Origin of the sequence: Paenibacillus sp. FSL W8-0439 (assembly GCF_038008995.1) — a bacterium.
GTDB lineage: Bacteria > Bacillota > Bacilli > Paenibacillales > Paenibacillaceae > Paenibacillus > Paenibacillus polymyxa.
Genome location: NZ_JBBPAK010000001.1, coordinates 771176 through 792760, shown reverse-complemented (window position 1 = coordinate 792760; position 21585 = coordinate 771176). Strand labels below are relative to the sequence as shown.

The 21585-nt window shown below is 46.3% G+C and carries 27 protein-coding genes; 9 read left to right on the top strand and 18 right to left on the bottom strand.

The window, feature by feature from the left end; translation table 11 throughout:
* Positions 1 to 116: 116 nt before the first annotated feature.
* From MKX36_RS03565 to MKX36_RS03545, 5 genes are all read right to left on the bottom strand, one after another.
* Positions 117 to 1676 (bottom strand): ABC transporter ATP-binding protein, encoded by a 1560-nt coding sequence (locus tag MKX36_RS03565; RefSeq protein WP_340866063.1) that lies wholly within the window; start codon positions 1674 to 1676, stop codon positions 117 to 119.
* Positions 1677 to 1729: 53 nt separating this feature from the next.
* Complete coding sequence (locus MKX36_RS03560; RefSeq protein WP_016819367.1) at positions 1730 to 2317, bottom strand: ECF transporter S component; 588 nt, start codon at positions 2315 to 2317, stop codon at positions 1730 to 1732.
* A 161-nt stretch (positions 2318 to 2478) separates the two neighbouring features.
* Positions 2479 to 3234, bottom strand: coding sequence for an energy-coupling factor transporter transmembrane component T family protein (locus MKX36_RS03555; protein WP_019686123.1), 756 nt, complete (start codon positions 3232 to 3234; stop codon positions 2479 to 2481).
* Positions 3218 to 3814 (bottom strand): GNAT family N-acetyltransferase, encoded by a 597-nt coding sequence (locus MKX36_RS03550; RefSeq protein ID WP_039276759.1) that lies wholly within the window; start codon positions 3812 to 3814, stop codon positions 3218 to 3220. Before MKX36_RS03550 ends, MKX36_RS03555 begins: the two co-directional genes overlap by 17 nt.
* A gap of 188 nt (positions 3815 to 4002) precedes the next feature.
* Positions 4003 to 4308, bottom strand: coding sequence for a hypothetical protein (locus tag MKX36_RS03545; protein ID WP_016819370.1), 306 nt, complete (start codon positions 4306 to 4308; stop codon positions 4003 to 4005).
* 349 nt (positions 4309 to 4657) lie between these two features.
* On the opposite strand from MKX36_RS03545, the gene MKX36_RS03540 reads away from it, so the two are divergent.
* Together MKX36_RS03540 and MKX36_RS03535 are read left to right on the top strand one after the other, a co-directional pair.
* Positions 4658 to 5137, top strand: coding sequence for a GAF domain-containing protein (locus tag MKX36_RS03540; RefSeq protein WP_016819371.1), 480 nt, complete (start codon positions 4658 to 4660; stop codon positions 5135 to 5137).
* A gap of 90 nt (positions 5138 to 5227) precedes the next feature.
* Positions 5228 to 5704 (top strand): hypothetical protein, encoded by a 477-nt coding sequence (locus tag MKX36_RS03535; RefSeq protein WP_017425717.1) that lies wholly within the window; start codon positions 5228 to 5230, stop codon positions 5702 to 5704.
* Between the two features lie 97 nt (positions 5705 to 5801).
* On the opposite strand, the gene MKX36_RS03530 is transcribed toward MKX36_RS03535, so the two are convergent.
* The 3 genes from MKX36_RS03530 to MKX36_RS03520 form a co-directional block, all read right to left on the bottom strand.
* Complete coding sequence (locus MKX36_RS03530) at positions 5802 to 6566, bottom strand: MerR family transcriptional regulator (RefSeq protein WP_019686120.1); 765 nt, start codon at positions 6564 to 6566, stop codon at positions 5802 to 5804.
* Positions 6567 to 6803: 237 nt separating this feature from the next.
* Entirely contained in the window at positions 6804 to 7175 is a 372-nt protein-coding gene (locus MKX36_RS03525) for a MerR family transcriptional regulator (RefSeq protein ID WP_044787871.1), read from the bottom strand.
* Between the two features lie 113 nt (positions 7176 to 7288).
* Positions 7289 to 8161 (bottom strand): transcriptional regulator, encoded by an 873-nt coding sequence (locus MKX36_RS03520; RefSeq protein WP_340864230.1) that lies wholly within the window; start codon positions 8159 to 8161, stop codon positions 7289 to 7291.
* Between the two features lie 249 nt (positions 8162 to 8410).
* Here MKX36_RS03520 and MKX36_RS03515 point away from each other — a divergent pair, with 249 nt between their 5' ends.
* Complete coding sequence (locus tag MKX36_RS03515) at positions 8411 to 8875, top strand: AbrB/MazE/SpoVT family DNA-binding domain-containing protein (protein ID WP_016819375.1); 465 nt, start codon at positions 8411 to 8413, stop codon at positions 8873 to 8875.
* Positions 8876 to 9378: 503 nt separating this feature from the next.
* Here MKX36_RS03515 and MKX36_RS03510 read toward each other — a convergent pair.
* Complete coding sequence (locus MKX36_RS03510; RefSeq protein WP_025363996.1) at positions 9379 to 9939, bottom strand: NAD(P)H-dependent oxidoreductase; 561 nt, start codon at positions 9937 to 9939, stop codon at positions 9379 to 9381.
* A 417-nt stretch (positions 9940 to 10356) separates the two neighbouring features.
* Here MKX36_RS03510 and MKX36_RS03505 point away from each other — a divergent pair, with 417 nt between their 5' ends.
* The 4 genes from MKX36_RS03505 (at position 10357) to MKX36_RS03490 (ending at position 12743) form a co-directional block, all read left to right on the top strand.
* A complete protein-coding gene (locus MKX36_RS03505; RefSeq protein ID WP_017425721.1) occupies positions 10357 to 11268 on the top strand; it encodes a helix-turn-helix transcriptional regulator in 912 nt (303 codons plus the stop codon).
* An 88-nt stretch (positions 11269 to 11356) separates the two neighbouring features.
* Positions 11357 to 11545: a hypothetical protein gene (locus tag MKX36_RS03500; protein WP_340864229.1), complete on the top strand. Its 189-nt coding sequence runs from the start codon at positions 11357 to 11359 to the stop codon at positions 11543 to 11545.
* A 32-nt stretch (positions 11546 to 11577) separates the two neighbouring features.
* Positions 11578 to 11865 (top strand): DUF1330 domain-containing protein, encoded by a 288-nt coding sequence (locus MKX36_RS03495; protein ID WP_019686113.1) that lies wholly within the window; start codon positions 11578 to 11580, stop codon positions 11863 to 11865.
* 83 nt (positions 11866 to 11948) lie between these two features.
* Positions 11949 to 12743: an SDR family oxidoreductase gene (locus tag MKX36_RS03490; protein WP_025363995.1), complete on the top strand. Its 795-nt coding sequence runs from the start codon at positions 11949 to 11951 to the stop codon at positions 12741 to 12743.
* Between the two features lie 158 nt (positions 12744 to 12901).
* Here the strand turns inward: MKX36_RS03490 and MKX36_RS03485 are convergent, their stop codons facing one another.
* The 8 genes from MKX36_RS03485 to MKX36_RS03450 all read right to left on the bottom strand — a co-directional run bounded on the left by MKX36_RS03485 (position 12902) and on the right by MKX36_RS03450 (position 18542).
* Positions 12902 to 14320: an aldehyde dehydrogenase family protein gene (locus tag MKX36_RS03485; protein ID WP_340864228.1), complete on the bottom strand. Its 1419-nt coding sequence runs from the start codon at positions 14318 to 14320 to the stop codon at positions 12902 to 12904.
* A 42-nt stretch (positions 14321 to 14362) separates the two neighbouring features.
* On the bottom strand, positions 14363 to 14791 hold the full coding sequence (locus MKX36_RS03480) for a universal stress protein (protein ID WP_016819378.1): 429 nt from the start codon (positions 14789 to 14791) through the stop codon (positions 14363 to 14365).
* 27 nt (positions 14792 to 14818) lie between these two features.
* The gene (locus MKX36_RS03475; RefSeq protein WP_016819379.1) at positions 14819 to 16030 is read right to left on the bottom strand and encodes an MFS transporter; all 1212 of its coding nucleotides are present in this window, start codon (positions 16028 to 16030) and stop codon (positions 14819 to 14821) included.
* A 40-nt stretch (positions 16031 to 16070) separates the two neighbouring features.
* Positions 16071 to 16526 carry a MerR family transcriptional regulator gene (locus tag MKX36_RS03470; protein ID WP_016819380.1) on the bottom strand — a complete coding sequence of 152 codons (456 nt, stop codon included), beginning with the start codon at positions 16524 to 16526 and terminating at the stop codon, positions 16071 to 16073.
* 168 nt (positions 16527 to 16694) lie between these two features.
* The gene (locus MKX36_RS03465; RefSeq protein ID WP_016819381.1) at positions 16695 to 16817 is read right to left on the bottom strand and encodes a hypothetical protein; all 123 of its coding nucleotides are present in this window, start codon (positions 16815 to 16817) and stop codon (positions 16695 to 16697) included.
* Between the two features lie 65 nt (positions 16818 to 16882).
* Positions 16883 to 16984: a hypothetical protein gene (locus MKX36_RS03460; RefSeq protein WP_014599460.1), complete on the bottom strand. Its 102-nt coding sequence runs from the start codon at positions 16982 to 16984 to the stop codon at positions 16883 to 16885.
* A 106-nt stretch (positions 16985 to 17090) separates the two neighbouring features.
* The gene (locus MKX36_RS03455) at positions 17091 to 17675 is read right to left on the bottom strand and encodes a TetR/AcrR family transcriptional regulator (RefSeq protein WP_017425727.1); all 585 of its coding nucleotides are present in this window, start codon (positions 17673 to 17675) and stop codon (positions 17091 to 17093) included.
* A 255-nt stretch (positions 17676 to 17930) separates the two neighbouring features.
* The gene (locus MKX36_RS03450) at positions 17931 to 18542 is read right to left on the bottom strand and encodes a pyridoxamine 5'-phosphate oxidase family protein (RefSeq protein WP_090891294.1); all 612 of its coding nucleotides are present in this window, start codon (positions 18540 to 18542) and stop codon (positions 17931 to 17933) included.
* Positions 18543 to 18657: 115 nt separating this feature from the next.
* On the opposite strand from MKX36_RS03450, the gene pdxR reads away from it, so the two are divergent.
* Positions 18658 to 20196 carry a MocR-like pyridoxine biosynthesis transcription factor PdxR gene (gene pdxR / locus MKX36_RS03445; protein WP_340864227.1) on the top strand — a complete coding sequence of 513 codons (1539 nt, stop codon included), beginning with the start codon at positions 18658 to 18660 and terminating at the stop codon, positions 20194 to 20196.
* Positions 20197 to 20517: 321 nt separating this feature from the next.
* Positions 20518 to 20748, top strand: coding sequence for a DUF1259 domain-containing protein (locus MKX36_RS03440; protein WP_340864226.1), 231 nt, complete (start codon positions 20518 to 20520; stop codon positions 20746 to 20748).
* A gap of 72 nt (positions 20749 to 20820) precedes the next feature.
* Here MKX36_RS03440 and MKX36_RS03435 read toward each other — a convergent pair whose 3' ends face one another.
* Positions 20821 to 21459 (bottom strand): pentapeptide repeat-containing protein, encoded by a 639-nt coding sequence (locus MKX36_RS03435; RefSeq protein ID WP_017425731.1) that lies wholly within the window; start codon positions 21457 to 21459, stop codon positions 20821 to 20823.
* Positions 21460 to 21585: the final 126 nt, after the last annotated feature.

The following is a 21585-nucleotide window of genomic DNA, read 5'->3' as shown; positions in this document are numbered from 1 at the left end:
ATCTGTACGGTTTCCTTCCCAGCTTGAATGATTACCCGCACTGTATAATCGTAAACAGGCGGCCTATATAGGCCGCCTGTTATGTACGATGTATATATATTATTGTCTACATATCCTTAATTTTTGTCAACTGTAATCGTATGATTAATCCAGCTATCTTCCGTTTTATAGAGATACCCCTCTTCCATGCGCAGAACATGGCTGGCAAAGCGTTCAGCTATCTGCAAATCGTGGGTAATGATCAGAAAAGCCGCGCCTTCAGCAGACTGCTCTGAGCACATATGGAGTAGGATGTTTGCCCCTTCGTAATCCGTTCCCGCAGTCGGCTCATCCAAAATGTAAAGCTTTTTGGGGAGGATAAACTGTGCCGCAACGCTCAAAAGCCTTTTTTCGCCTCCACTTAGCAGATACGGTGAGACCTCCAGTCGGTGATCCAGCCTGGCGGCTGTCAGTAAGCGATGCGCCCGTTCCTCATAGGCGGCGGGAACCGGATCTCCGATCCGTAAACCAAGCTTGGCCCGCACACTGTACAAGCACTCTTCCCACACCGTTGCAGCTGCAAACTGATGCTCTGGCTGCTGGAACACATAGCCGATCCCGGCGGCCAGTCGGTGAATGGGCAGCTTCGACATATCCTGCCCTTCCCACCACATGCATCCCTTCGGCGCGGGGAGCAAGCCCATAAGCAGCTTGCCCAGCGTGGTTTTGCCAGAGCCGTTCTCGCCCAGCATTACGGCTCGTTCGCCAGGCGCAAGGGCAAGACTCACGCCCTTGAGCGCCGCGCGCTGGCTGCCGGGGTAGGTGAAGGGCAATCCCTTCACCTCCAGCAACGGCTGCCCAGCGCAATAAGCTGCCGAGCCGGCATTCCCCTCCGGCTCACGCGGCATGTCTTCCCTCCCCGCGGAAGAGGGAAGCAGCCCCCAGGCTACCAGCTGCGCACCATGCTCGCGCAGCAGCTTCTCGGGCGGGCCTTGCAGCAGCATAGTCCCGCCCTTCAGCACGATGAGGCGCTGCGCTGCACGCGCACCATCGTCTATGCGACCGGACGCAGTGATCACCGTCCGGCCTGCGGCATGGAGCCGCCGACATAGCAGGACGAAGTCCCGTACCGCCGGTGGGTCCAACTGCGCAGCTGCGTCGTCGAACACGACCAGCGGCGTATCCAGCGCCAGCACCGCAGCAATGGCGGTGCGTTGGCGCTGACCTCCCGAGAGGCGCCGCACGAAGGAGCCGCGCTCGGATGCCAGGCCAACGGCCTCCAGTGCAGCAGCCAGGCGCTGCTCTATTTCTGCCGGAGGTACGCGCAGGTTCTCCGGCCCAAAAGCAATTTCGTCTTCGACGATTCCCTGCACTAGCTGGGCATCCGGGTCCTGAAGCACGACGCCGACAGTGGTGGCGACCGTAGCCAATTCAGCGGTGTCGGGGTCCATCCCGTACACGGTCAGCTCTCCGGTCCGTTCGCCCTCGCCAGAACGGGACAACCCGCCATGAAGCAGCTGGCACAGCGTAGACTTTCCACTCCCACTAGCTCCAACAATGGCTACGTGCTCACCCACCGCAATGTCCAGCGTCAGACCATGTAACGCTGGCTCCACCTGGTCATCGTACCGATAGCCAAAATTCCTCAAGGACACGGCCATTCTATTCCCAGAATCATGATTACTACATTTATTCATAACCGAAATACCCTCAATCCCATTGTTCAAGATATAACCACGTATAGCCTTGGTTATGCCCGTGAAGCGCGTCCCAGTTCAAAGCGTTTTAACAGACCCGTACCATTTAAGGCATCGCCCAGTACTTTCGTCAGCAGACCACACAGGACAATGCCGCTTAGGATACGAACGACCAGTGCGATCGTCAGTACCTTCCAGCCCCAATGCATATAGCCAAACATATTGGCTGCCACGATAAACCACAGCGGAACCATGGCTCCGCCCACCAGCATTAGTGAAACTGCATTCCAGCGGCGATACCGCAAAAGAGCAAATACCAGCTCCGCCGCAACCATATAGCAGACAGCTGCCGCAATGATAGATGCAATTCCATAGGCAGAGCCCATAAAAGACTGCACTACCGCGCCAAAGGCATAAGCAATTACCGCCGTACCTGGCTTACGAATAATATAATAGGCCAGCAAACCATATATCATGTACAGCCCGACAATAGCGGAAGTTGCGATCGGCCCTCCCAGACTGTTTAACGTTTTGTTAATCATCGACAAATACACAGTCATGACGCCGTTCAACGTAGCCAGCATGGCCATTAACACGATATCCAGCGTTGTAAACTTGGCAAAAATACGAGATCCCTTCATATGTATTTCTTGACTCCTCTCCATAATCTAGTATACAAGGTCATAGCTCTGGCCCTTATACAAACTGTTACTGTATAAATGTATTCATCCGCCGCCTTATTGTCAACCTAATTTTATTTTTCCAGTTGACAATAAGAGCAAAAAAAGGGGCTGCTTCTTTATCATACCCACCATAAAACAGCCGTAGCGAATACAGCAATCACAGCATATACGTAGCCTAAACGCCCATTCTTCAGTGTTCGAAGATACGTCCGTTCTGCATATGCGCCAAAACCTTTGCCCTCCATAGCCAGTGCTGTCTGCTGAACCCGTCTCACGGCATTCACCAATACAGCAGCCGCATACCCGCTCCACCATGATATCCGATTGCCCCATCCTCGTGGTGGCTCCTGCCCCCGAACACGCCGTGCAGCCATAATGGTTCGCCCCTCTTCTTCCAATAAGGGCAGGAACGTCAGCGCCACTGAAATTCCGAACGCAAATCGATAAGGTACACGCAAGCGCAGATTCAAAGCCTGCACAAAATCTCGGGGATCGGTCGTCGAGAGGTAGATATAGGATGCCAAAAACAATACAAAAATCCGCAGCGTTAATGCCCCGGCGATATCCAGTCCCTCAGCTGTAATCACAATGGGTCCCCATGAAGCGACAGCATTCCCTTCTCGAATCGCTAGGATAGACAGTATAAAATACGGAATACCTAAACCAATCAGGAACGACATAGCGCGAAGTTGGCGTGCTAGGGTCAATCGTGCGCCGAAGCCAGCCACAGCGATCAGTGCCACCAGAAGTGCCGCTTCCCGTATTGTCGAATCCCATGCCATCGACAGGAGGCTAAAGCATCCCACCCATATAAGCTTACTTAACGGTCCAAGCCTGTGCAGCGGCGACGAACCGCCGTTATACTGAAACAGCATTTCGTTGTGCCTCCAATCTGAGCCATTCTTCATGCAGTAATGAATACATCAGCATATCCTTAAAGCCTGTAGATGTATGCTGTACCTGCCGTAACAGCCCTTCCTGGGTCCAGCCCATCGAGGACAGCAGGGCTTGCGAGCCTGTATTGCGCGGGTCCACCAGCGCTTCGATCCGATTTAATCGAATCGTGTCATATCCGAATGAAAGCACTAAGCGAAGCGCCTCAGTCATATAGCCATTGCGCCAATAAGGCTGGGCCAACTCATAACCAATCTCGGCTTTATAAGCTCCCTCCGTCTGCCAATAATTAAAGCCGCAGCTTCCAATCAGCCTCCCGTTCTCCTTCAGCTCGATCCCCCAGCGCAGCGCATCTTCCGTCTTCGCCAGCTCATTCAACAGCTCAATCATATCCTCTGCATCCTCTCGTCCTGACATACCGGTAAGGTTCATATAACGGTGAACCTCCGGGTCAGACCAGCAAGCGAACATCGTAGCCGCATCCCGGCTTTCCATCCTTCGCAGCCGAAGACGCGGGCTTTCCAGCAGTGGGATATGCCCCTTACATGCATATGCACACATGTTCCATCATCCTTCCAGCATTTCAATGACAACAAATATACGCTACATTTAAGCATACACCTCCAACAAACACAACCTTATTAAAGTGGACAGGCCCTTATAAATCAAATTAGCCCTCCGCTTCCTGATATCAGGAATGAAGAGGGCTACCTTTTATTGTTATAAGATTTTTGGTGTCTCTTATCCTTTTAAGAAGAAGCACGGGCAGTGACATGCGCTGGATTTTTCACAACATCTTCGTACAATACGCCTAGCATCGACTGAATTTCCTGCAATTCTTCGATCCCTGCGCCGGTAAGGCTGAACATATCATCATGTGGTGTCAGAAAGTTTTCCTGTGTCAGGTTTTCCAGCTCCTGCTTGACTTCACGTTCTCCTACACGGTATCCGCGTTCTTCGAGAACTGGTTGTATATCTCTCACGGTCAAATCGTCCTGATGTGCATAAGAAAGCATCTGTATACGGATAAACAAGTTCTGAACATCTGCATGCATAATTGTAACTCCTCCCTGGCCTAAGCCAACATGTTACATTGTTTTTACCCATAGGGGAGAAGCTGGAAACAGATGAGGGCAACCCTTCATTGAATTACTTTCTATATTATATGTCCCGCTAAAACATAATGCTTTGCCGCCAGCGTTGCTTGTAGAGAAGGGAATTGTGGTGCTAGAGAAAGGAGATTATTCCAAGGAAGTAGTGCTATTTTCTACTTGACTGAATATGTACAATCGTTATATCTTAAATTAATTAACCAATGGTAAAAGTGATTTGCACAATTACCTATTTTTGGTGATATATACAACAGTTAATATGAAAATTTAATGTTAGGAGCGTGGACTCTACATGTTTCAAACTATCCCTTACGAAGGAACACGTCAGGAACAATTCGAATCCGTTCTCGGACAACTCCGGGCACTTGTTCACGATGAATCCAATAGGATTGCCAATTTAGCGAACGCTTCAGCTTTACTGGGTCACTTTCTTCCAGATGTGAACTGGAGTGGCTTCTATCTTTATGATGGGACTGAGCTTGTACTAGGACCTTTCCAGGGTTTACCCGCATGTATACGGATTCCACTGGGACGTGGTGTTTGCGGTACCGCAGCAGCTGAACGGCGAACACTTGTCATAGACGATGTACATGCATTTCCAGGACATATCGCCTGTGACGCTGCTTCCAATAGCGAAATCGTTATCCCTCTAATCAAAAACGATGAGCTGATTGGAGTGCTGGACATTGACAGCCCGCTAAAAAGCCGATTTGATCAGGAAGATCGTGTATTCCTAGAGGAATTTACGGCTATTCTGGTATCCAGCCTGTAACCAAAAATTGTGCATATATATAGTCTTCCTTCGCCACAATATATGAGGGTCCTAAAACCTAAACTATCCGGCGAAGGAGATTGATGATCAATGTTCAACAACATGGCTCCACAACAACAACTTCATCAATGTGAACAAATTATGCAGCAATTGGTACAACAAACACAACAAGGAACTGCTATGTATCAGCAATTGCTGCAACAAGAGCAACAAAACGCATCCAGCCTTGAAAGCCTAGTGCAACGCGAACGTAGCGCAGCTCAAATGATTCAAACCGCAATTCAGCATCACCAGCAAGCGATGCAGCAATACCAGCAAGTCATTCAACTGTGTAGCCAATTGGAAAACTCCATCCGCTCAAGCAGCCAAATGACTCAACCTGGATTTGGCGATAACTATGCTTCTCGCAGTATGCAACCATCCACCTTTAGTGCAGGAAGCCACATGAACCACAGCTTTCCGCAACACATGGGGACGACCGGGCAGCATTTTGCAAGCAGCGGTAGCATGCAGCAGTACGGAAACAGCAGTCAGCAAAGCATGAGAACAGCACCAAGCAGCATGTAAGCTGCTTTACACAAAAAAGGGTGAACAGCAGGCCGTCGATGGGGTTGTTGTTCACCCTTTTTCATATTACTTATAGCCCTTTTTATCAGCTGTTGCTCTAGGTTAATTCCCGTTTGGCCAGCTCCTTCATTCCGTCTCGCAAATATTCAGCTAGCCCAGGGCGATAGCCTTCATACATTTTACTGAAGTCCTCATGTTCTACATACAAGTCTCCCAGCCCGCTATAAATTTCTGCTGTAGGGGTATAGAATCGGCTTACCCATTGAAGATGACGGCGGATCAGCGCCTGTACTTCTGCACTGTTATGCTTCAATCCCTTATGCATGGCTTCAGCCAGCTCCCGATGAATCTGATCTGCCTCTGCCTGTGAATCCAAATAATCCTCTTTGCTCCAGTTCGTCGTCGCGGTCTTACTCTCCTGGATCTTTTCTTCGACCTGTGAACCATAACGTTCCGTCAGATCACGTTCATACATTTCCTGTTTTTCCGGGTTAAACCCTTGGTACATTTGCTCTGGTTTCATCGTTTGTTCTCCTTTCAAATGAGCCACCGTTTCGTCGATGGTCTGAAGGAGAGTATGCAAGCGGAAGACCTTGGCCTCAATCTTGGCTCGATGCACCTGCAAAACCTCGGCTTTCTGCTCCTTGGTTTGCTTTAGCACATTGCCAATTTCGGATAAAGGCAAATCCAGTTCCCTGTACACCATGATTTGTTGAAGCCTCAACAGTTGTTCCTGTTCGTAATAGCGATATCCATTATTTCCGATATGATGTGGTTTCAGCAATCCAATTTCATCATAATAATGCAAAGTTCGAACGCTGATTCCCGACAGATTAGATACTTCCTTTACTGTATAAGCCATTCCGCTTCCCCCCTTGCTTTCACAGTCTACAGCCTCCCGTGGCGTGAGAGTCAACGCCCCCACTTCCCCACCTTGGTAATACACTTTTACCCTGTAAGCACATCATGAACCGCTAATTGCCAACGATTTTTCATACTTGCGACCTACAGTAGGTATCTTTAGATATCTATGCAAAAAAAGCCCTACAGCGTATTTCAAATAGGCTGCGGGCTTCATATATTCAATTCGATTTGGCAACTAAGAGAAGCTTTTTCCCATGACCACATGATCGTAAAAAGCTATCTTTTGAATAATTTTCTCCAAATTGCGCTGCGTTTGGGCCATCTGTTCTTCCACTTTCTTTTTGTGGGCAACCAGGAAGTCTCTTCTCTCTTGGATTGTGGCTTCTCCTTTTACATTTAGCTCAAGATATGCCTTAATTTCTTCAATGGTCATTCCCGTATCTTTCATAGCCATAAGAAACCTGATCCAATCCATTTGTTTCTCGGTATATACCCTTCTCCCACCCTCATCCCGACCGACATCAGGTAGAATGCCCTCTTTTTCATAATAACGAAGGGTAGATGCGGGCAATCCACTCCTAATTTCAACTTCTTTAATGGAGTACATAGTTGATCCCCTCCTCATTCTTTTTTTTCGCTTCGAGCCAGCTGTAACGATAAGTATAAGTTTTCATAGAAAAGAGTGCAAAAATAGCATTTCTCTATTCACCAACTGAACAGCTAGCTCTCTCCCTGTCCTTCCCCTCGCAATTTCCCAATATAACTCCTTACATTCTCCTCTGGATGGCTCACTTCCCATTGATCTAACCGCCGATTGACCTCCTCATCCTGAGAATTCAACTGGTAATAGAATATGGCCGCTCGTAATTGGTGCTGCTCTTCGACAGGTTCATCACCAGGCCAGTGGTACTCTTGCTTGCCGTTCTCATCGGTAGTCCCTATCGCTCCGTCCAGTAACGGGGAGCGGCCTTCTAGGCCTTCACCACGGGCAATGGCTTTGAGAAAATCGGCATGTCTCCTAGCAACATCAGGCGAACAACGGTACAAATTCTCAAAAATATCAAAGGCATCAATCGGATCGTATTCCAAATTCTCAAGGAAGTGCCTTTGCAGCAGTGCGGCAACCTTCTTATTGCCCGTCAGTCCCGACAGAAAATAAAATGTAGGCATTTGTGCCTCATAACGAAAATCGTCGACATGGCTGATAATATCGTCCACAATCTGCTCGGTCTGAACACCTTCACGGGCTAACCGAGTTAGTATCCTCACTGCCTTATACTGCGTCCAATCGTACACCCCGAACGCCACCTCATACAGCATGGGAATCGCTTTTTCCCTGTAATTGTAGATAATCTCAAAAATCGCGTCCTGTTGAATATGCAGCCAGTCGCCCAACCCTTCGTACTTTCCTGCCAAACTCTCAGGCTTCTGCAACTCAGTTCCAAAAAAATAACGCGGGAATAGAGGCAATGCCTCTTCTCCCAGCATAGCAGCAGCCTTCTTCGCCTCGGCGGTGAATTGATCGGGCTGATCTACTAATCCGCCGACCTTTATAATGACTGCAGGAATAGCAGTGTCCAAATCGATTGCCATATGTAATTCACAGCTCCTTATCGTATATTACTAAAAATTCCTTCGCCAACTAGAATATTCATTCTGAATATATATCGGTAATCCCCTATAATTTCTCAACACGTTTTCCACGATTAAAAAAACATATTTTGGGAATTACTTGTATACTTTTCAACAGTTTACTTAATATATGCGATTGCTTCTCTAAGCCTATTCTTTTTTACTATAATTATTTAGTATTATAAGGATATAAAAAAAGGAGGTTATCATTTGAAAAGTACAGGTATGACACGTCCCCTAGATGCGTTAGGCCGTATCGTCATTCCCAAAGAAATGCGAATTTCTATGGATTTTAATGTGGGTGACCCCGTTGAGATTTTCGCAGATGAGGAAACCGGTATTCTCGCCTTTCGAAAATATACCGGGGTGACGTGTAAAATGTGTGGTTCAGCAGAACAATTGACTTATTTTAGAGATAGTTTTATTTGTAAAGAATGTATTGAAAGTTTAAAGAAGGGGTTAAATTTTAGCCCTGTCCTAAGACCAGCCAAATCGGCTTTAGCCAACGGACAACGGTCGATTAAAGAGTCCAAGCGTCTACGGAGATCGACACAGCAGATGATTGAAAGCCTCAAAGAATTAATGCAAAAGCAACCCAATGCAGCACAGCACGAATATGCCAAAATGCTTGAGGTTTCCCAAGCCCGTATATCCCAGCTCAAAAAAATGCTATAACTACAGCTTGCTATCCTACATAGGTATACACCAGAGATTTCATCATGTACAGCTAATTTTGAACCGTGATACGCAGCATCATAGCTAACCGACAAAAAGTAGGAAACACATTTGCGAAATCCTCGAACTAGGTACAAAGAACTACTAGATGACTTGCAAGCGACAACGCCTTATTAATAAGACTATGCCAATTAATAGTAACGCCTAAATTAAACGAAATGACTTTCTCTACGTAAAGAAGGTCATTTCGTTTATTTATTCATTTTAATGTTGTTTCAACTCCATCCAAAATACTTTTACCTGTAAAGATATGCATTTTTGGGGACAGTGAGTTTCAAAAAAATATCTTATAGGAACTTGCCCATTCCAACAAGTACGTTTTCTAATCGTTCGATGGGATCACCACAACTACATTTCGCAACCACTAATGAAGTAAGTAATTTGGTTAATTCTGATACACAGTCTTATATTGATGTTACTCAAATCAGTTAGGCTCAAGGCTCTTATCCAAGTATACCTGCAATCTGGCGAAGCCATTCTTTACGTGTATCTTCATCGGATTGGGGTACCGACTCGAAAAATATATGATACATAACGTCAAGTCCGCAATATTCAAATATGCCTTTGTCGGACGTCAAGTGAAGTGCTTGATCCATGCCATTGCTGGCATATTCCGCATGTGATTTCCCTTGGGTGTTGAGGATGATGACTTTCTTCCCCTTGAGCAGCCCCATCTGCACCCCATTTACATATTTGTAAGCAAACCCGTAAGAGAATACGCGGTCAATATACCCTTTCATTATGGCTGGCATCCCCGTCCACCATATCGGATAAATAAAGGTGACCACCTCTGCCCATTGCAAAAACTTCTGTTCCCGCACAATATCTTCTCCGATTCCTCCAATAATCTCGCTACTGCTGACTACAGGTTGAAAGCCGATATCATATAGATCACGAACCACCACATCATGCCCTTTTTGCTTTAGCCCCTTCAATGCTGTGGTCAAAATTGCATGGTTAAAGCTTTCATGTGATGGATGCGCGTAAATAATAAGATGTTTCATTTTCTTCTCCTCCATTTACTAATAAAATGAGTGATTGATCAATTACTTAGCTTCATACATCTTCATCTAACTGAATCTGCATCAATTCATAGTTCCAATAAAGATACGTTCAGTCAACTTGAAGCGTATGCTGCTCATAAATGTCACCTACGTTGATTGTTAATCAGTTAGTAATTGATCAATCACTAATTGATTGGTCTCAGTATAGTTTATTCCTTTTTATTTCGCAAGTGCTTTTGGTTCAACTTTATATAAAGAATTGTAAAAAGATCTGATCCAAGGCAGTGTTATTATCGCTGTCCAAAGAAAATAAAGTTCCCCAGTTGATGCCCATTAGAGTGTGATGTAGAGCAATCACTTAATATGACTTTATAATGTCATGTTATAAGGTGTATGCTACCGAGTGAGGTGAAGCTTATGCCGTTAAGCAGACATTTTGAAATCGTTTATATGTTACTCCATAAGAAAAAAGTGACTGCTGATGAATTGGCAGCGCATTTTGAGGTTTCCACACGAACGATTTATCGGGACATAGATGCCTTAAGCGCAGCTGGGATTCCCATCTACAGCAGTAGAGGCAAGGGTGGCGGAATATCATTGATGGAGGGTTATGTCTTTAACACCTCTTTACTGTCCGAGCAGGAACAAGATGATATCTTAATGGCCCTTCAGAGTGTGGCTACAGCTACCATTCCACAGGTAGAAGAAGTGCTAAGCAAGTTGAGTAGGCTTTTTAAAAAAGAAATGGGAAACTGGATCGAAGTAGATTTTTCGCCATGGGGAAGCCAAAACAGCCAGAGACAGCTATTCACTCTTATACGCAACGCGATAATCACAAACCGTGTTATAAAGTTCCGCTATTATAACGTCGCCGGGGAACAGAGTTATCGTAGCATCGAACCTGCCAAGCTCTTGTTTAAAGATAAATCCTGGTATGTGGAAGGTTACTGTTTAAATACCGAAAGTTATCGTGTATTTAAGATTAGCCGAATGAAAGAGATTGTAGTTACGGAAATTAGTTATGAGCCAAGAACAGTCGTAGCAGCTACAGATACAAAGGTGAACGACTTGCTTCATACCATTGAAGTAACTCTTCACATTTCTGCTCAAGGAGCTTACCGCGTATACGATGAATTTGCCGAGAAAACAATTACTCAGAGGGAAGACGGCTCTTATACCGTCACGGCACAATTTCCTGTAGGCAATTGGTTGGACAGTTATCTGCTATCCTTTGGTCCCCTCCTTATAGAGGTTAGCCCCGAACAAGTACGTACAAGAATATTGTCTCATTTAGAAACGATGAAAAGAAATTTAAATGTTCCTCTATAATATGACATTATGTAGTCATATTATTACTGCTATGATGAGTTTGAAGTTATCGCTCACAACATACTCACCATAGGAGGTTGAAGAATCAATGAATCCACATAGATCCCTGCCACCAGTAGTAGAAACTTACTTTACATCAGCGAACAAATCCCGGCTTGAAGCATTTACTTCTGCTTTCGATAAAGATGCGTTGATCTTGGATAACCATCGCGAAATCAAAGGTATGGAAACCATTAAAATCAATAAAATTAAAGAACTGATTATTACACTTCCATAAAGAAATTAAAAAATAAGAAAGGGAAAACGTATATGCCCGCTTATGTTGTTTTTATACGTGAACAGAGTACCGATCAAACTGAACTCCAACTCTATTCTCAGTTGGCACCGGCAGGTTTGGCGGGACATTCCGTCACCCCCCTAGCAATGTATGGCGCATACCAGGTCCTGGAAGGACCCAATATTGAAGGGCTGGCCATCTTGGAATTCCCCACTTTTGAGGAAGCACAAGCTTGGTACTTTAGTCCAGCCTATCAAAAAGCCCTAAAGCATCGACTGCGCGGAGGGCGGTACCGGGGTATCATTGTCGATAGTGTGTAAGGTTCGCAAAACAAGTGAACTCGGAGTGAGATACCTAGAGGTAGTTCTCAACCACATTGTCAAAATTAGGAGGAATTATTCATATGAGTTTTCAATTAGAAAGCATTTTAAGTGAGTTTAAAGGCAAAAAGGCCTTGGTCACAGGCGGTACCAAAGGAATGGGAGAGGCTATTGCTAAGAGACTTACAGCTGCAGGTGCTACTGTAATTACTACGGCTCGAACTACTCCAGTTAATTTAGAAAATGCGGACCTATTTATTCCAGCCGATATTAGTACGCCTGAAGGTGTAGATAAAGTGGTAACCAGCGTTCTTGAGCGCCTAGGCGGTGTAGATATTCTTGTCAACAATGTTGGAGGCTCGTCAGCTCCATCCGGGGGAGCTCTTGTCTTGACGGACGAGCATTGGCAGCAAACTTTTAACGCCAATCTGTTTGCTGCCGTCCGTTTAGACCGTGGACTGCTGCCGGCTATGGTGGAAAAGGGTTCAGGTGTTATTATTCATATTTCATCTATTCAACGTCGCTTGCCTCTATATGATGCAACATTGGCTTATGCTGCGGCCAAAGCAGCTTTAACTACTTACAGCAAAGGATTATCCAAGCAGTTTTCGCCTCAAGGCATTCGTATTAATACAGTTGCGCCAGGCTTTATCGAAACGAAGGCAGCACAAAGTTTGATTGATCGGATTGCTGAGACTACAGGCGATCGAGAAAGTGCATTAAAGCAACTAATGGACTCGTTGGGAGGAATTCCAATTGGTCGTCCAGGACTACCAGAAGAAGTCGCTGAGCTTGTTGCTTTTCTGGTATCCGACCGGGCCGCTTCTATTACAGGAAGTGAATATAATATTGACGGTGGAACAGTTCCAACGGTCTAAAACTCAAGCTAAATACGCTTTATCCAAATATTTTTCAGTCTAACACTTTATTTTCATCTGACATTCGCGCAAATAATGAGAAAAAAAAGCCCATCTAATGAGCAGATATACGTAAAACGTATTATCCATGTCCATCAGATAGGCTTTTATACAGCTATTTACCGTTTAATAACGATCAGCTTGGTTTCCAACATTTCTTCCATAGCGTACTTTACACCTTCGCGTCCAGTGCCACTTTGCTTCACACCGCCATACGGCATATGGTCAACACGGAAGCTTGGTATGTCATTGATCATCACGCCCCCTACCTCAAGCTTGTCCGCTGCATCCAGCGCGGTCGTGATATTACGTGTGTAAATTCCCGCCTGTAAGCCATAAATTGAATCATTCACATGGCTCACAGCCTCATCTACAGAGCTAACGGAATGAATCAGCACAAGTGGGGCAAACACTTCGCGACAAGACACCTTGGAAGTCGGGTCCACATTGAGCAATACGGTCGGCTCCAGAATCCCACCTTCGGCATGACCACCCAGAGCGATTCTCGCGCCTGCTTGGACCGCTTCCTCCAGCCACTCACGAACACGCTCGACATCCTTGGCTGAGATGAGCGCCGATACGTCCGTGTCCGGGTCTAGCGGATCTCCGATTTTTAAACGTTGAGTCGCTTCTATAAATCGGGATACGAACGTATCATACAGCTCACCGACAACGTAAATACGTTGAACCGAGATACATACCTGCCCCTGATTGGCAAAGGCTCCACTCACACAACGGTCGATGATCGCGTCCACATCTGTATCACGGTCAATAATAACAGCCGCGTTGGAACCCAGCTCCAGCGTGACCCGCTTCAAGCCAGCCTTGGAGCGAATTTCTGTACCGACTGCCGGGCTACCGGTGAAGGTGATATAGCTGACGCGTGGATCAGTGACAAGTACGTCGCCAATCGTTTTGCCATCGCCGCTGATCACGTTAAGAGCGCCCGCAGGCAACCCGGCCTGCTCCAACAGCTCCGCGATCAAGTAAGCCGACAGTGGTGTCTGCTCCGCAGGCTTCAATACGACCGTATTGCCTGCTGCCAGCGCAGGGCCCACTTTATGAGCGGCCAAGTTCATCGGGAAGTTAAATGGTGTAATAGCTCCTACTACCCCGACGGGTTCTTTGAGCGTGTAGGCCATACGGCCCTCGCCGCCTGGTGCAGCATCCAGCGGAATGGTCTCTCCGTGAATGCGCTTGGCTTCTTCGGCTGCAAACTTGTAGGTTTGTACCGTCCGATCAACTTCCGCAAGCGCAGCCTTCCATGGCTTGGACGCTTCACGTGCAATGATACGCGCTGCATCCTCACGCTGCTCTTCCAGCAGGTCAGCCAGCTTCTCCAAAATAGCTGACCGCTGGTGGGCTGGCATGACCCGCATCTCTGCACGTGCATCAGAAGCCGCCTGAATAGCGGTCTTGGCATCCTCAGCAGTGGCCTCTGCTACCTCGGCAATGACTTCCCCGGAATACGGTGATTTCAGCGTCGTATATGATGAAGCTGCTTTCCATTCACCGCCAATAAATAAGTGCTGCTGCATGCTTTTTTCCTCCTTTGCTCTATATCAATGTCTCATTTAATACTATTTCACTGTCAGCACTGGACAAGGTGCGTGCTGAATCACATGATGGCTCACACTACCCAGGATCAGCTCCGAAACAAGTCCCTGTCCCCGTGTTCCCATAATGATCAGATCTACCTTTTCCTGATCTGCAATTTTACAAATGAAACTCGCCGGATCACCATGACCCGCCAGCATACGGTACGAAATGCCCTCGTCCTTCAAATAGTCGGCTGCAGGCTCCAGAATATGACGACCTTCCTCTTCGATCCGCTCATCCACATCAATCCCAACCGGGGGCTCATTCATTGATAAAGTCGGATTTACATGCAATACGGTCAGATGCAGGTTTCCCTGAAGCTGCTTGGATAACGTTTTGGCTGTCTCCAATGCCTTCATAGCGTGTTCCGAACCATCAATCGCGACCAGAATCTGTTTGAATTCGCTCATACTCTTTTCCTCCCCAGAAGTTCAATGTTAGTGTGCATCTACCTGAATATCCTGCATATGTCGGCGACGTACGATCAGCACAGCTACGCCAATCAATACCATCAATGCTCCAAAATAAAACGGAGTTTCTGCTGCATACCACTCTGACAGCTTCCCTGCAAGCCATGGTGAAATGGCCCCGCCCAAAAAACGCATAAAGCTGTAAGCCGCAGATGCTGTGGAGCGCTCCACTGGAGCAGCCTGCATAACAGCGGTTGTAATCAATGTATTGTTAATCCCCAGAAAAATACCAGCCACAATGACCGCGACAATGACAGTCGTTGGCGAACCAGCTAAAGTCCCAATCGCCATAACACCTAAATCAATGGCAAACAACGTCAGCATGATACTAATGGAAGATACCACGCTCAAGCGTGCTTGAATCTTTGGAGCTACAAACACCGAGGTAAAGGCCAGCATAATTCCCCAACCAAAAAACACGTAACCCAAACCATGCTCGTCTAAATGCATGACATATGGAGAATACGCCATCAACGTAAAGAATCCAAAGTTATATAACAATGCTACAATGCCGAGCGTGAACAAGGCAGGGTAACTTAACGCTTTGAATGGGTCCGCAATGGAACCGCGTTTTTTCGGCTTTGGAATCGAAGGCAGCATAAACGTAATGAACAAAAAGCCAATAACCATCAATCCAGCTACACCGAAAAATGGACCGCGCCAGGAAATGGAACCTAACTCACCGCCTAGCAGCGGGCCGACTGAAATCCCAAGCCCCAAGGCCGCTTCATACAAAATAATCGCTTTAGCTGTTCCAGAAGTGGACAGACCTACAATCGCAGACAACGCTGTTGCGATAAACAAAGCGTTTCCCAGGCCCCAGCCTGCCCGGTAGCCCACAATTCCGCCAACTGTACTAGCCGTGCCGCCCAGTCCGGCAAACACAATAATAAATAATATGCCGGTTAATAACGTCCATTTGACACCCAATCGACTAGATACAACGCCCGTAATCAGCATCGCAACGCCCGTCACCAGATTATAGCTGGTGAACAGCAGCGACACTTGGCTTTTCGTAGCATGAAGCTGATCGGCAATGGCCGGCAGGATCGGATCGACCAATCCCAGACCCATAAATGAAATAACACAGGCAAAGGCGACCGCCCATACCGCTTTAGGTTGAGACAGCAAGCCTGAGCGTTCTTTTAACTCTTCAGGTAATGCATGTTGTGAACTCATAATAGGATGTTACCTCCACATCTGAATGTAAATGTTCTTGTTATGATGGGTCGTGCTCAAGTTCCTCATCCAGAAGAACCTTACGTTCACGCACCCTAACCCGCAGCTCCTCCAGCTCTGTCTGGAGCATACGGATACTGTTGATCTTTCCCTCCATTAAGTCCAACTGTTCGTTCAGCGTACGTTCCATATCCTCCAACATGGTCCGTCGCTCGATTGGCTGCAAATGCTCTGTGCGCTCGCGATATTCCTCCCGCTGCCCTTTGAGCATTTCTGCTGCGGACATGTACCGCTGAAGTTCTTGCAAAGAAAAGCCAAGCACTTCCTTGGCACTCACTATTTTTTTTAGTAAATCCACATCCTCCTGCGTATACAGCCGCATATTTCCTTCACTGCGCTGCGGGGAGGGCAATAAGCCGATTTCCTCATAATAACGAATAGTTCTCTTGGTCAAACCGCTTTGCTTCGCGACCTCATCAATTTTATACGTAACCATGACACCCACCTTATGAAAAAGATTATATATAAATACTACGCCTATATAACGTTAACGTCAACGTAAACTTTCAAACACAAAGAAACCGCCTCTGTTAGAGACGGTTCCTATTTGGGATTGCATAGTCATAGACCCGAAGCATCGGCGCTCAAGCCCATGAATATCACTTTAGATGAAGAAAGTACGTGTGATGATAACCAGCAAAATAAAGAGTACCAAAATGACACCAGTGGAAGTCCACATGCCGTAGCCGCCACCGCCACAGCCACAGCTTCTATCTACTTCACCCATCTCAAATTCCTCCTCCCTCTGTCGATTACAACAAATCGCCCGAAATCAAATTCTTCAACTGAGAATTAGATAACGAATGCTTTGGAAATAATAACGAGCAGAATGAAAAGTACCAGAATCGCTCCTGTAGATGTAAAAGCTCCATAACCAGCGCCTACTCCAGACATGGTGATTCCTCCCTTCATGGTTTACAAAAGCATCTTATGCTTATGCCACCGTCCATGATAGGGACAAATGCCGCGCCTGCTGCCCAAATATGGGTTTGGGGTCCAGTTATTCTTCGGATGCGAGCATTCCGTGATACAGGAGATTTCTTGCCTGCTTGGCAAGTACAGACGGGCTTTCACGTCCAGGCAGCAATTTCGTTAACGTCAGCCGTTCTATCAAACCGATCACACATTCTGCTGTCAGTTCAGGGTCAAGTTCCTCACGGCAGGAACCCCATCGTTGTGCCGCCAGCAGATGCTTCTTGATGTGCTCCGCCATTTCCGCCTTGATGTGTACCGAGTCTGCCGCCTGGTAAAAACCGACACGAGTGATCGCCGGATTATTAGACAACATGCGAAAAATAGCTTCCAGAAAAGCTTGTCCCCGTCTCAAAACTTCAGCTTCGCTTAGGTCCGGGCCAATCTTCATACTTTGTACCGTCTCATTCACCAAAGTACGGAAGCTCTCCACAAGCTCCTCATACATTTGTTCTTTGCTTTCAAAATGAATATAAAAATCCGGCTGCGTCAATCCTGCACGTGCCGCAATCGAACTTACCTTAGTTTGGTAAAACCCCGTCTGAGCGAACTCTTCAGCCCCCGCTTCCAGTAACAACCGCCGACTTTCCCGACTTCTGACTCCTGCTCTTATCACGGTTTTGCCCCCTTACACCACAAATCTATCGTATTATAAAGTTCCTTTGCAGTAAGAACAACGGGCTTGAGGATGATATATACCTTTCCTTCAAAAGTCCTAATATAGAAGGACTGAATGTTATGGAAAATCAAGGGTATCCCCCTTCAAGGTATAATTAACCAGTTAGATGGATGAGCGAGCAGGAATTATTACGCCGAATTTTAATTTTTATACTTGAGAATTTTGTGAAATCCTGACTTTCGATATATATCAGTGATGAGGACCATATTTGCGCATCATTTCAATCGTTATCAGATCATCATCCAGCCCCCGTTGTTGCAAGCCGTCGATAATTTGCTGACGCTCCTGATCTTTAACATTTTGTCCGAATTTAAACTTGGCGGTCCATTCCTCGGGTACAATTTTGATCAGAGCGACCCCTTTCAAACGTGAGGCATACCGAGAATCGCTGGCATCAATCGTGTCATATCCGCCTTCCGGTTGCAGCTTACTCATAAAAGTGGAAAATGCTGATGCTTTTTCTTCCAAATCCACTACATGCTCCGCATGACCACGCACGGTAATACTTTTAAAAAATGAGGTCGCAGGACATGCCATATGTTCATCCGTGAAATAAGATGGAATGAGCGCATATTCTTTGGCGGCTGAAAAAGTAACCCGATTATCCTCTTTCATCCGTTCCATCTTTTCTCCAGCACGACTGCCATGAATATAAAAAACGCCATTTCCATAAGCGAAATTCAAGGGAACCACACGCGGAAAACCATCCTCGCTGTTCATGCCTAAAAATCCGAAACTGACCTCGCTTAGAAACTGCTCTATTTCCTCTAGTTCTTCTACCGTAAATTCCTTTCTTCTCATAGGGGACTCTCCTTCCATCTATTGACCAATGATACATTTCAGATTATGTTGAAAATGGATTATTAAAAAGATCCAATATGAACGGAAATGACTGGTCCAATATAAGGAGAAAAGTATGGACATTACGATTGCTTATCAGCGCGCAATTCAAAAATATCATTTGAAATACTTGGCATTGTATCACGCTCTTCGAGAGGGAATTCTCACTGGCTCCCTTGCCAGCGGTACGCGCCTGCCTTCCAGTCGTGATCTGGCTGTGATGTATGGCATTTCGCGCGGAAGTGTTAAAGAAGCATACGATATGCTGTTGGCAGAAGGATATGTGAATTCGGTAGTAGGCAGAGGAACCTTTGTTATGGAACAGACTGCAATGTTGCCAGACGAATCTCTAATCGATCAGCAGAACCAAACCCCGCCTATTGCAAAACAAAAAGCCCCTGCTCTGTCAGCATGGGGACAACGAATAATGCAGCTCGAAAGAGAACGAGCCTTATACTCGGCTCCTGTGTCTGCTACGGGTAGAGACGGTGCACAGCAGCCTTTGATTTCTTTTCAAGCAGAAGAAGATGTATTGGAGGGCAGCTCACAGATCGCATGGAAAAGTGCATTGGCTGCCGCTGGCAAGGACCTGCAAAAGCCTTCGGATGACTCGACGCCTGCACCAGTGAACGGTGATAAAGGGCTGCGTGAAGCGATTTGCCATCATGTTGGCAGAACACGCGGAATTACGGCTACCCCGGATCAAGTCGTATTATGCAGTGGTTCCATGGAAGTGATCACGTTATTAAGTCAGCTGCTTATTCATGAACAAGATAACATTGTACTGGAGAATCCCTGTTATTCCGGCATCTACCGTGCAGTTACTGCCTCAGGCGGACAGATATACGCTGCTGAGCTGGATCAGCATGGAATTATTCCACAGGATTGGGATGCCAAGCTCCTGTTTGTTACGCCTGGACGACAGTTTCCAACCGGTGCTGTATTGCCATTAACGCGCCGTCAACATATTCTGCAATGGGCAGCGTCCAAGGGGGCGTGGATCATTGAGGATGATTATGACAGTGAATTCCGCTGGGCAGGACGCCCCATTGAACCATTAAAAGCACTGGATCGCGCGGAATGTGTCATCTATGTCGGTTCCTTTTCCAAAAGCATGTTCAGCAGCCTTCGACTCGGGTTTGCCATCCTGCCTGTGGCATTGGCTCAAGCGCTGACTGCTGCCAAACGACTATACGACCCCCTGCCGCCTGCCCGCTTGGAACAGCGTGCACTGGCACGTTTTATGATGCGCGGAGACTACATTCGTCATTTGCGGCGGATGACTCGAATATACAGATCACGCTACGACGTATTCCAGCATGAAATACAGCCGTTGAGTGAGCTGTTTCACTGGCAGCAGAACGATTGCGGTCTACACGCCTATGCCATCTGGAAGCATGGACCTGCCCCGTATCATCATTTGATGCAGACAGCACGATTTTATGGAGTCACATGGCGTGATGCTGCTGATTACCAACTGACACCGGGACCTCCTTCAGCCTGCTTTAACTTTGCTCACTTAACGGAGCAGCAGATTATCGAAGGTGTTAAGCGTCTGCGCCAGGCCTGGGACAGTATCAAACATCAGTATCACGGAGCAACGCTAAGGCATTAAAAGGGTACTCCATTCGTACTTTGTATATAGCAAATTAGACTAACGATAAAGAAGACTTGCCCTTTCCATTCCCTCACTCTTTCATATGATGCTAGTAACTTAAAAGAATTGGAGTGAGAGAAATGGCAGTTAGTCCACTTTGTAAACGGTTTGCCGATATATTAAAAGCAACACCTCAAATCATTAACGGAGTTTGTACTGCATCTACAGTCAGAAATAACATCAAGCCGATCATTTTGGGGAAAAGGGCCAGATCCTTTCTTGCCATCCCCCAAGCTTTTTCTTTCGAAAGCATTGGCCGTAACGGAAAAGGTTTATGTCTTGGTCGAAACTGTGATTCTGACCGCAGAAATTAATCCGTTTATTTCTCGACTTCGTAACCATGATATCAAAGTGACGGCACTCCACAATCACTGGCTATTCGATAACCCTAACCTTTGGTACATCCACTTTGAAAAAGTAGAAAAGCCGCTTGTTTTCGCCACAGAAGTACGTGACGCGCTTAATGTCTTGACAACGAAGCCTGTACGTCCGGTGATTAAAAAGAAATAAGCTATCAATAAATGCAAGAGATCCGCTTAGGCGGATCTTTTCTTTGTTATGGCTACCTTTGCCCTGAACCCCTTATTTAATCACTAGCCCCAAAAGGCCAACAAAGGATGAAGCCTGATGCGGTGAGATGATGCAACCATTCAAGTCTTCTATCTCCACTTGTAATCCGTCAAATTCGCAATCACTGAGATCAATTCCCTTGAGCTTGGCCCCCGACAGGATGGCTTGATCCAGATTGCAACGGGCAAAAGAGGTTTTTTGTAGTGTTGCATGATAAAGATCTGCACTTATCAAAGAACAATCCTCAAAACCAACTTGCTTGAAATTAGCAAAACGGAACATCGAATAATCCCCTAGGCAATCCAGAAAACGAACGTTTTGGAGCCTACTTCTCGAAAAATCCGTTCCGAGCAATTTACAATTTCTGAACTCTACCCGATGGATAAAGGAGCCGGAAAAATTAATATTAGACAGATCGCATTTATCAAAAATGATGTCTGTCCATTCACTTTCCGGCAATGATGATTCCATGATGGTGACACTTTTGAAGACCATCTTCTCTAATGAAACCTTAACTGCTTCCATATTGTCCAAAATAATATCCTCTACAGACCCTGTACTAAGTTCGTCTTTGGATCGTATGGAGCGTATTTCTTCATTTAATACGGGTAAGTCCGCAGGAATCTTCGGTGACTCCATTTTATTTTTCATTATAGCTCTACCTCCACTATGAATATATTTCTAGGATATCTATATGAATCTATTTTCTATTAATTCTCACGCATAGGGTAGCAAAAGTATTTTTGACACATATATTAACATGTGAGCAAACTCACG

Excerpts from the sequence above, each read along its gene's own strand:
- MKX36_RS03565 (WP_340866063.1), bottom strand. The coding sequence starts at position 1,676 with ATGAATAAATGTAGTAATCATGATTCTGGGAATAGAATGGCCGTGTCC.
- MKX36_RS03560 (WP_016819367.1), bottom strand. The coding sequence starts at position 2,317 with ATGAAGGGATCTCGTATTTTTGCCAAGTTTACAACGCTGGATATCGTG.
- MKX36_RS03555 (WP_019686123.1), bottom strand. The coding sequence starts at position 3,234 with ATGCTGTTTCAGTATAACGGCGGTTCGTCGCCGCTGCACAGGCTTGGA.
- MKX36_RS03550 (WP_039276759.1), bottom strand. The coding sequence starts at position 3,814 with ATGTGTGCATATGCATGTAAGGGGCATATCCCACTGCTGGAAAGCCCG.
- MKX36_RS03545 (WP_016819370.1), bottom strand. The coding sequence starts at position 4,308 with ATGCATGCAGATGTTCAGAACTTGTTTATCCGTATACAGATGCTTTCT.
- MKX36_RS03540 (WP_016819371.1), top strand. The coding sequence starts at position 4,658 with ATGTTTCAAACTATCCCTTACGAAGGAACACGTCAGGAACAATTCGAA.
- MKX36_RS03535 (WP_017425717.1), top strand. The coding sequence starts at position 5,228 with ATGTTCAACAACATGGCTCCACAACAACAACTTCATCAATGTGAACAA.
- MKX36_RS03530 (WP_019686120.1), bottom strand. The coding sequence starts at position 6,566 with ATGGCTTATACAGTAAAGGAAGTATCTAATCTGTCGGGAATCAGCGTT.
- MKX36_RS03525 (WP_044787871.1), bottom strand. The coding sequence starts at position 7,175 with ATGTACTCCATTAAAGAAGTTGAAATTAGGAGTGGATTGCCCGCATCT.
- MKX36_RS03520 (WP_340864230.1), bottom strand. The coding sequence starts at position 8,161 with ATGGCAATCGATTTGGACACTGCTATTCCTGCAGTCATTATAAAGGTC.
- MKX36_RS03510 (WP_025363996.1), bottom strand. The coding sequence starts at position 9,939 with ATGAAACATCTTATTATTTACGCGCATCCATCACATGAAAGCTTTAAC.
- MKX36_RS03505 (WP_017425721.1), top strand. The coding sequence starts at position 10,357 with ATGCCGTTAAGCAGACATTTTGAAATCGTTTATATGTTACTCCATAAG.
- MKX36_RS03500 (WP_340864229.1), top strand. The coding sequence starts at position 11,357 with ATGAATCCACATAGATCCCTGCCACCAGTAGTAGAAACTTACTTTACA.
- MKX36_RS03495 (WP_019686113.1), top strand. The coding sequence starts at position 11,578 with ATGCCCGCTTATGTTGTTTTTATACGTGAACAGAGTACCGATCAAACT.
- MKX36_RS03490 (WP_025363995.1), top strand. The coding sequence starts at position 11,949 with ATGAGTTTTCAATTAGAAAGCATTTTAAGTGAGTTTAAAGGCAAAAAG.
- MKX36_RS03485 (WP_340864228.1), bottom strand. The coding sequence starts at position 14,320 with ATGCAGCAGCACTTATTTATTGGCGGTGAATGGAAAGCAGCTTCATCA.
- MKX36_RS03480 (WP_016819378.1), bottom strand. The coding sequence starts at position 14,791 with ATGAGCGAATTCAAACAGATTCTGGTCGCGATTGATGGTTCGGAACAC.
- MKX36_RS03475 (WP_016819379.1), bottom strand. The coding sequence starts at position 16,030 with ATGAGTTCACAACATGCATTACCTGAAGAGTTAAAAGAACGCTCAGGC.
- MKX36_RS03470 (WP_016819380.1), bottom strand. The coding sequence starts at position 16,526 with ATGGTTACGTATAAAATTGATGAGGTCGCGAAGCAAAGCGGTTTGACC.
- MKX36_RS03465 (WP_016819381.1), bottom strand. The coding sequence starts at position 16,817 with ATGGGTGAAGTAGATAGAAGCTGTGGCTGTGGCGGTGGCGGCTACGGC.
- MKX36_RS03460 (WP_014599460.1), bottom strand. The coding sequence starts at position 16,984 with ATGTCTGGAGTAGGCGCTGGTTATGGAGCTTTTACATCTACAGGAGCG.
- MKX36_RS03450 (WP_090891294.1), bottom strand. The coding sequence starts at position 18,542 with ATGAGAAGAAAGGAATTTACGGTAGAAGAACTAGAGGAAATAGAGCAG.
- pdxR (WP_340864227.1), top strand. The coding sequence starts at position 18,658 with ATGGACATTACGATTGCTTATCAGCGCGCAATTCAAAAATATCATTTG.
- MKX36_RS03435 (WP_017425731.1), bottom strand. The coding sequence starts at position 21,459 with ATGAAAAATAAAATGGAGTCACCGAAGATTCCTGCGGACTTACCCGTA.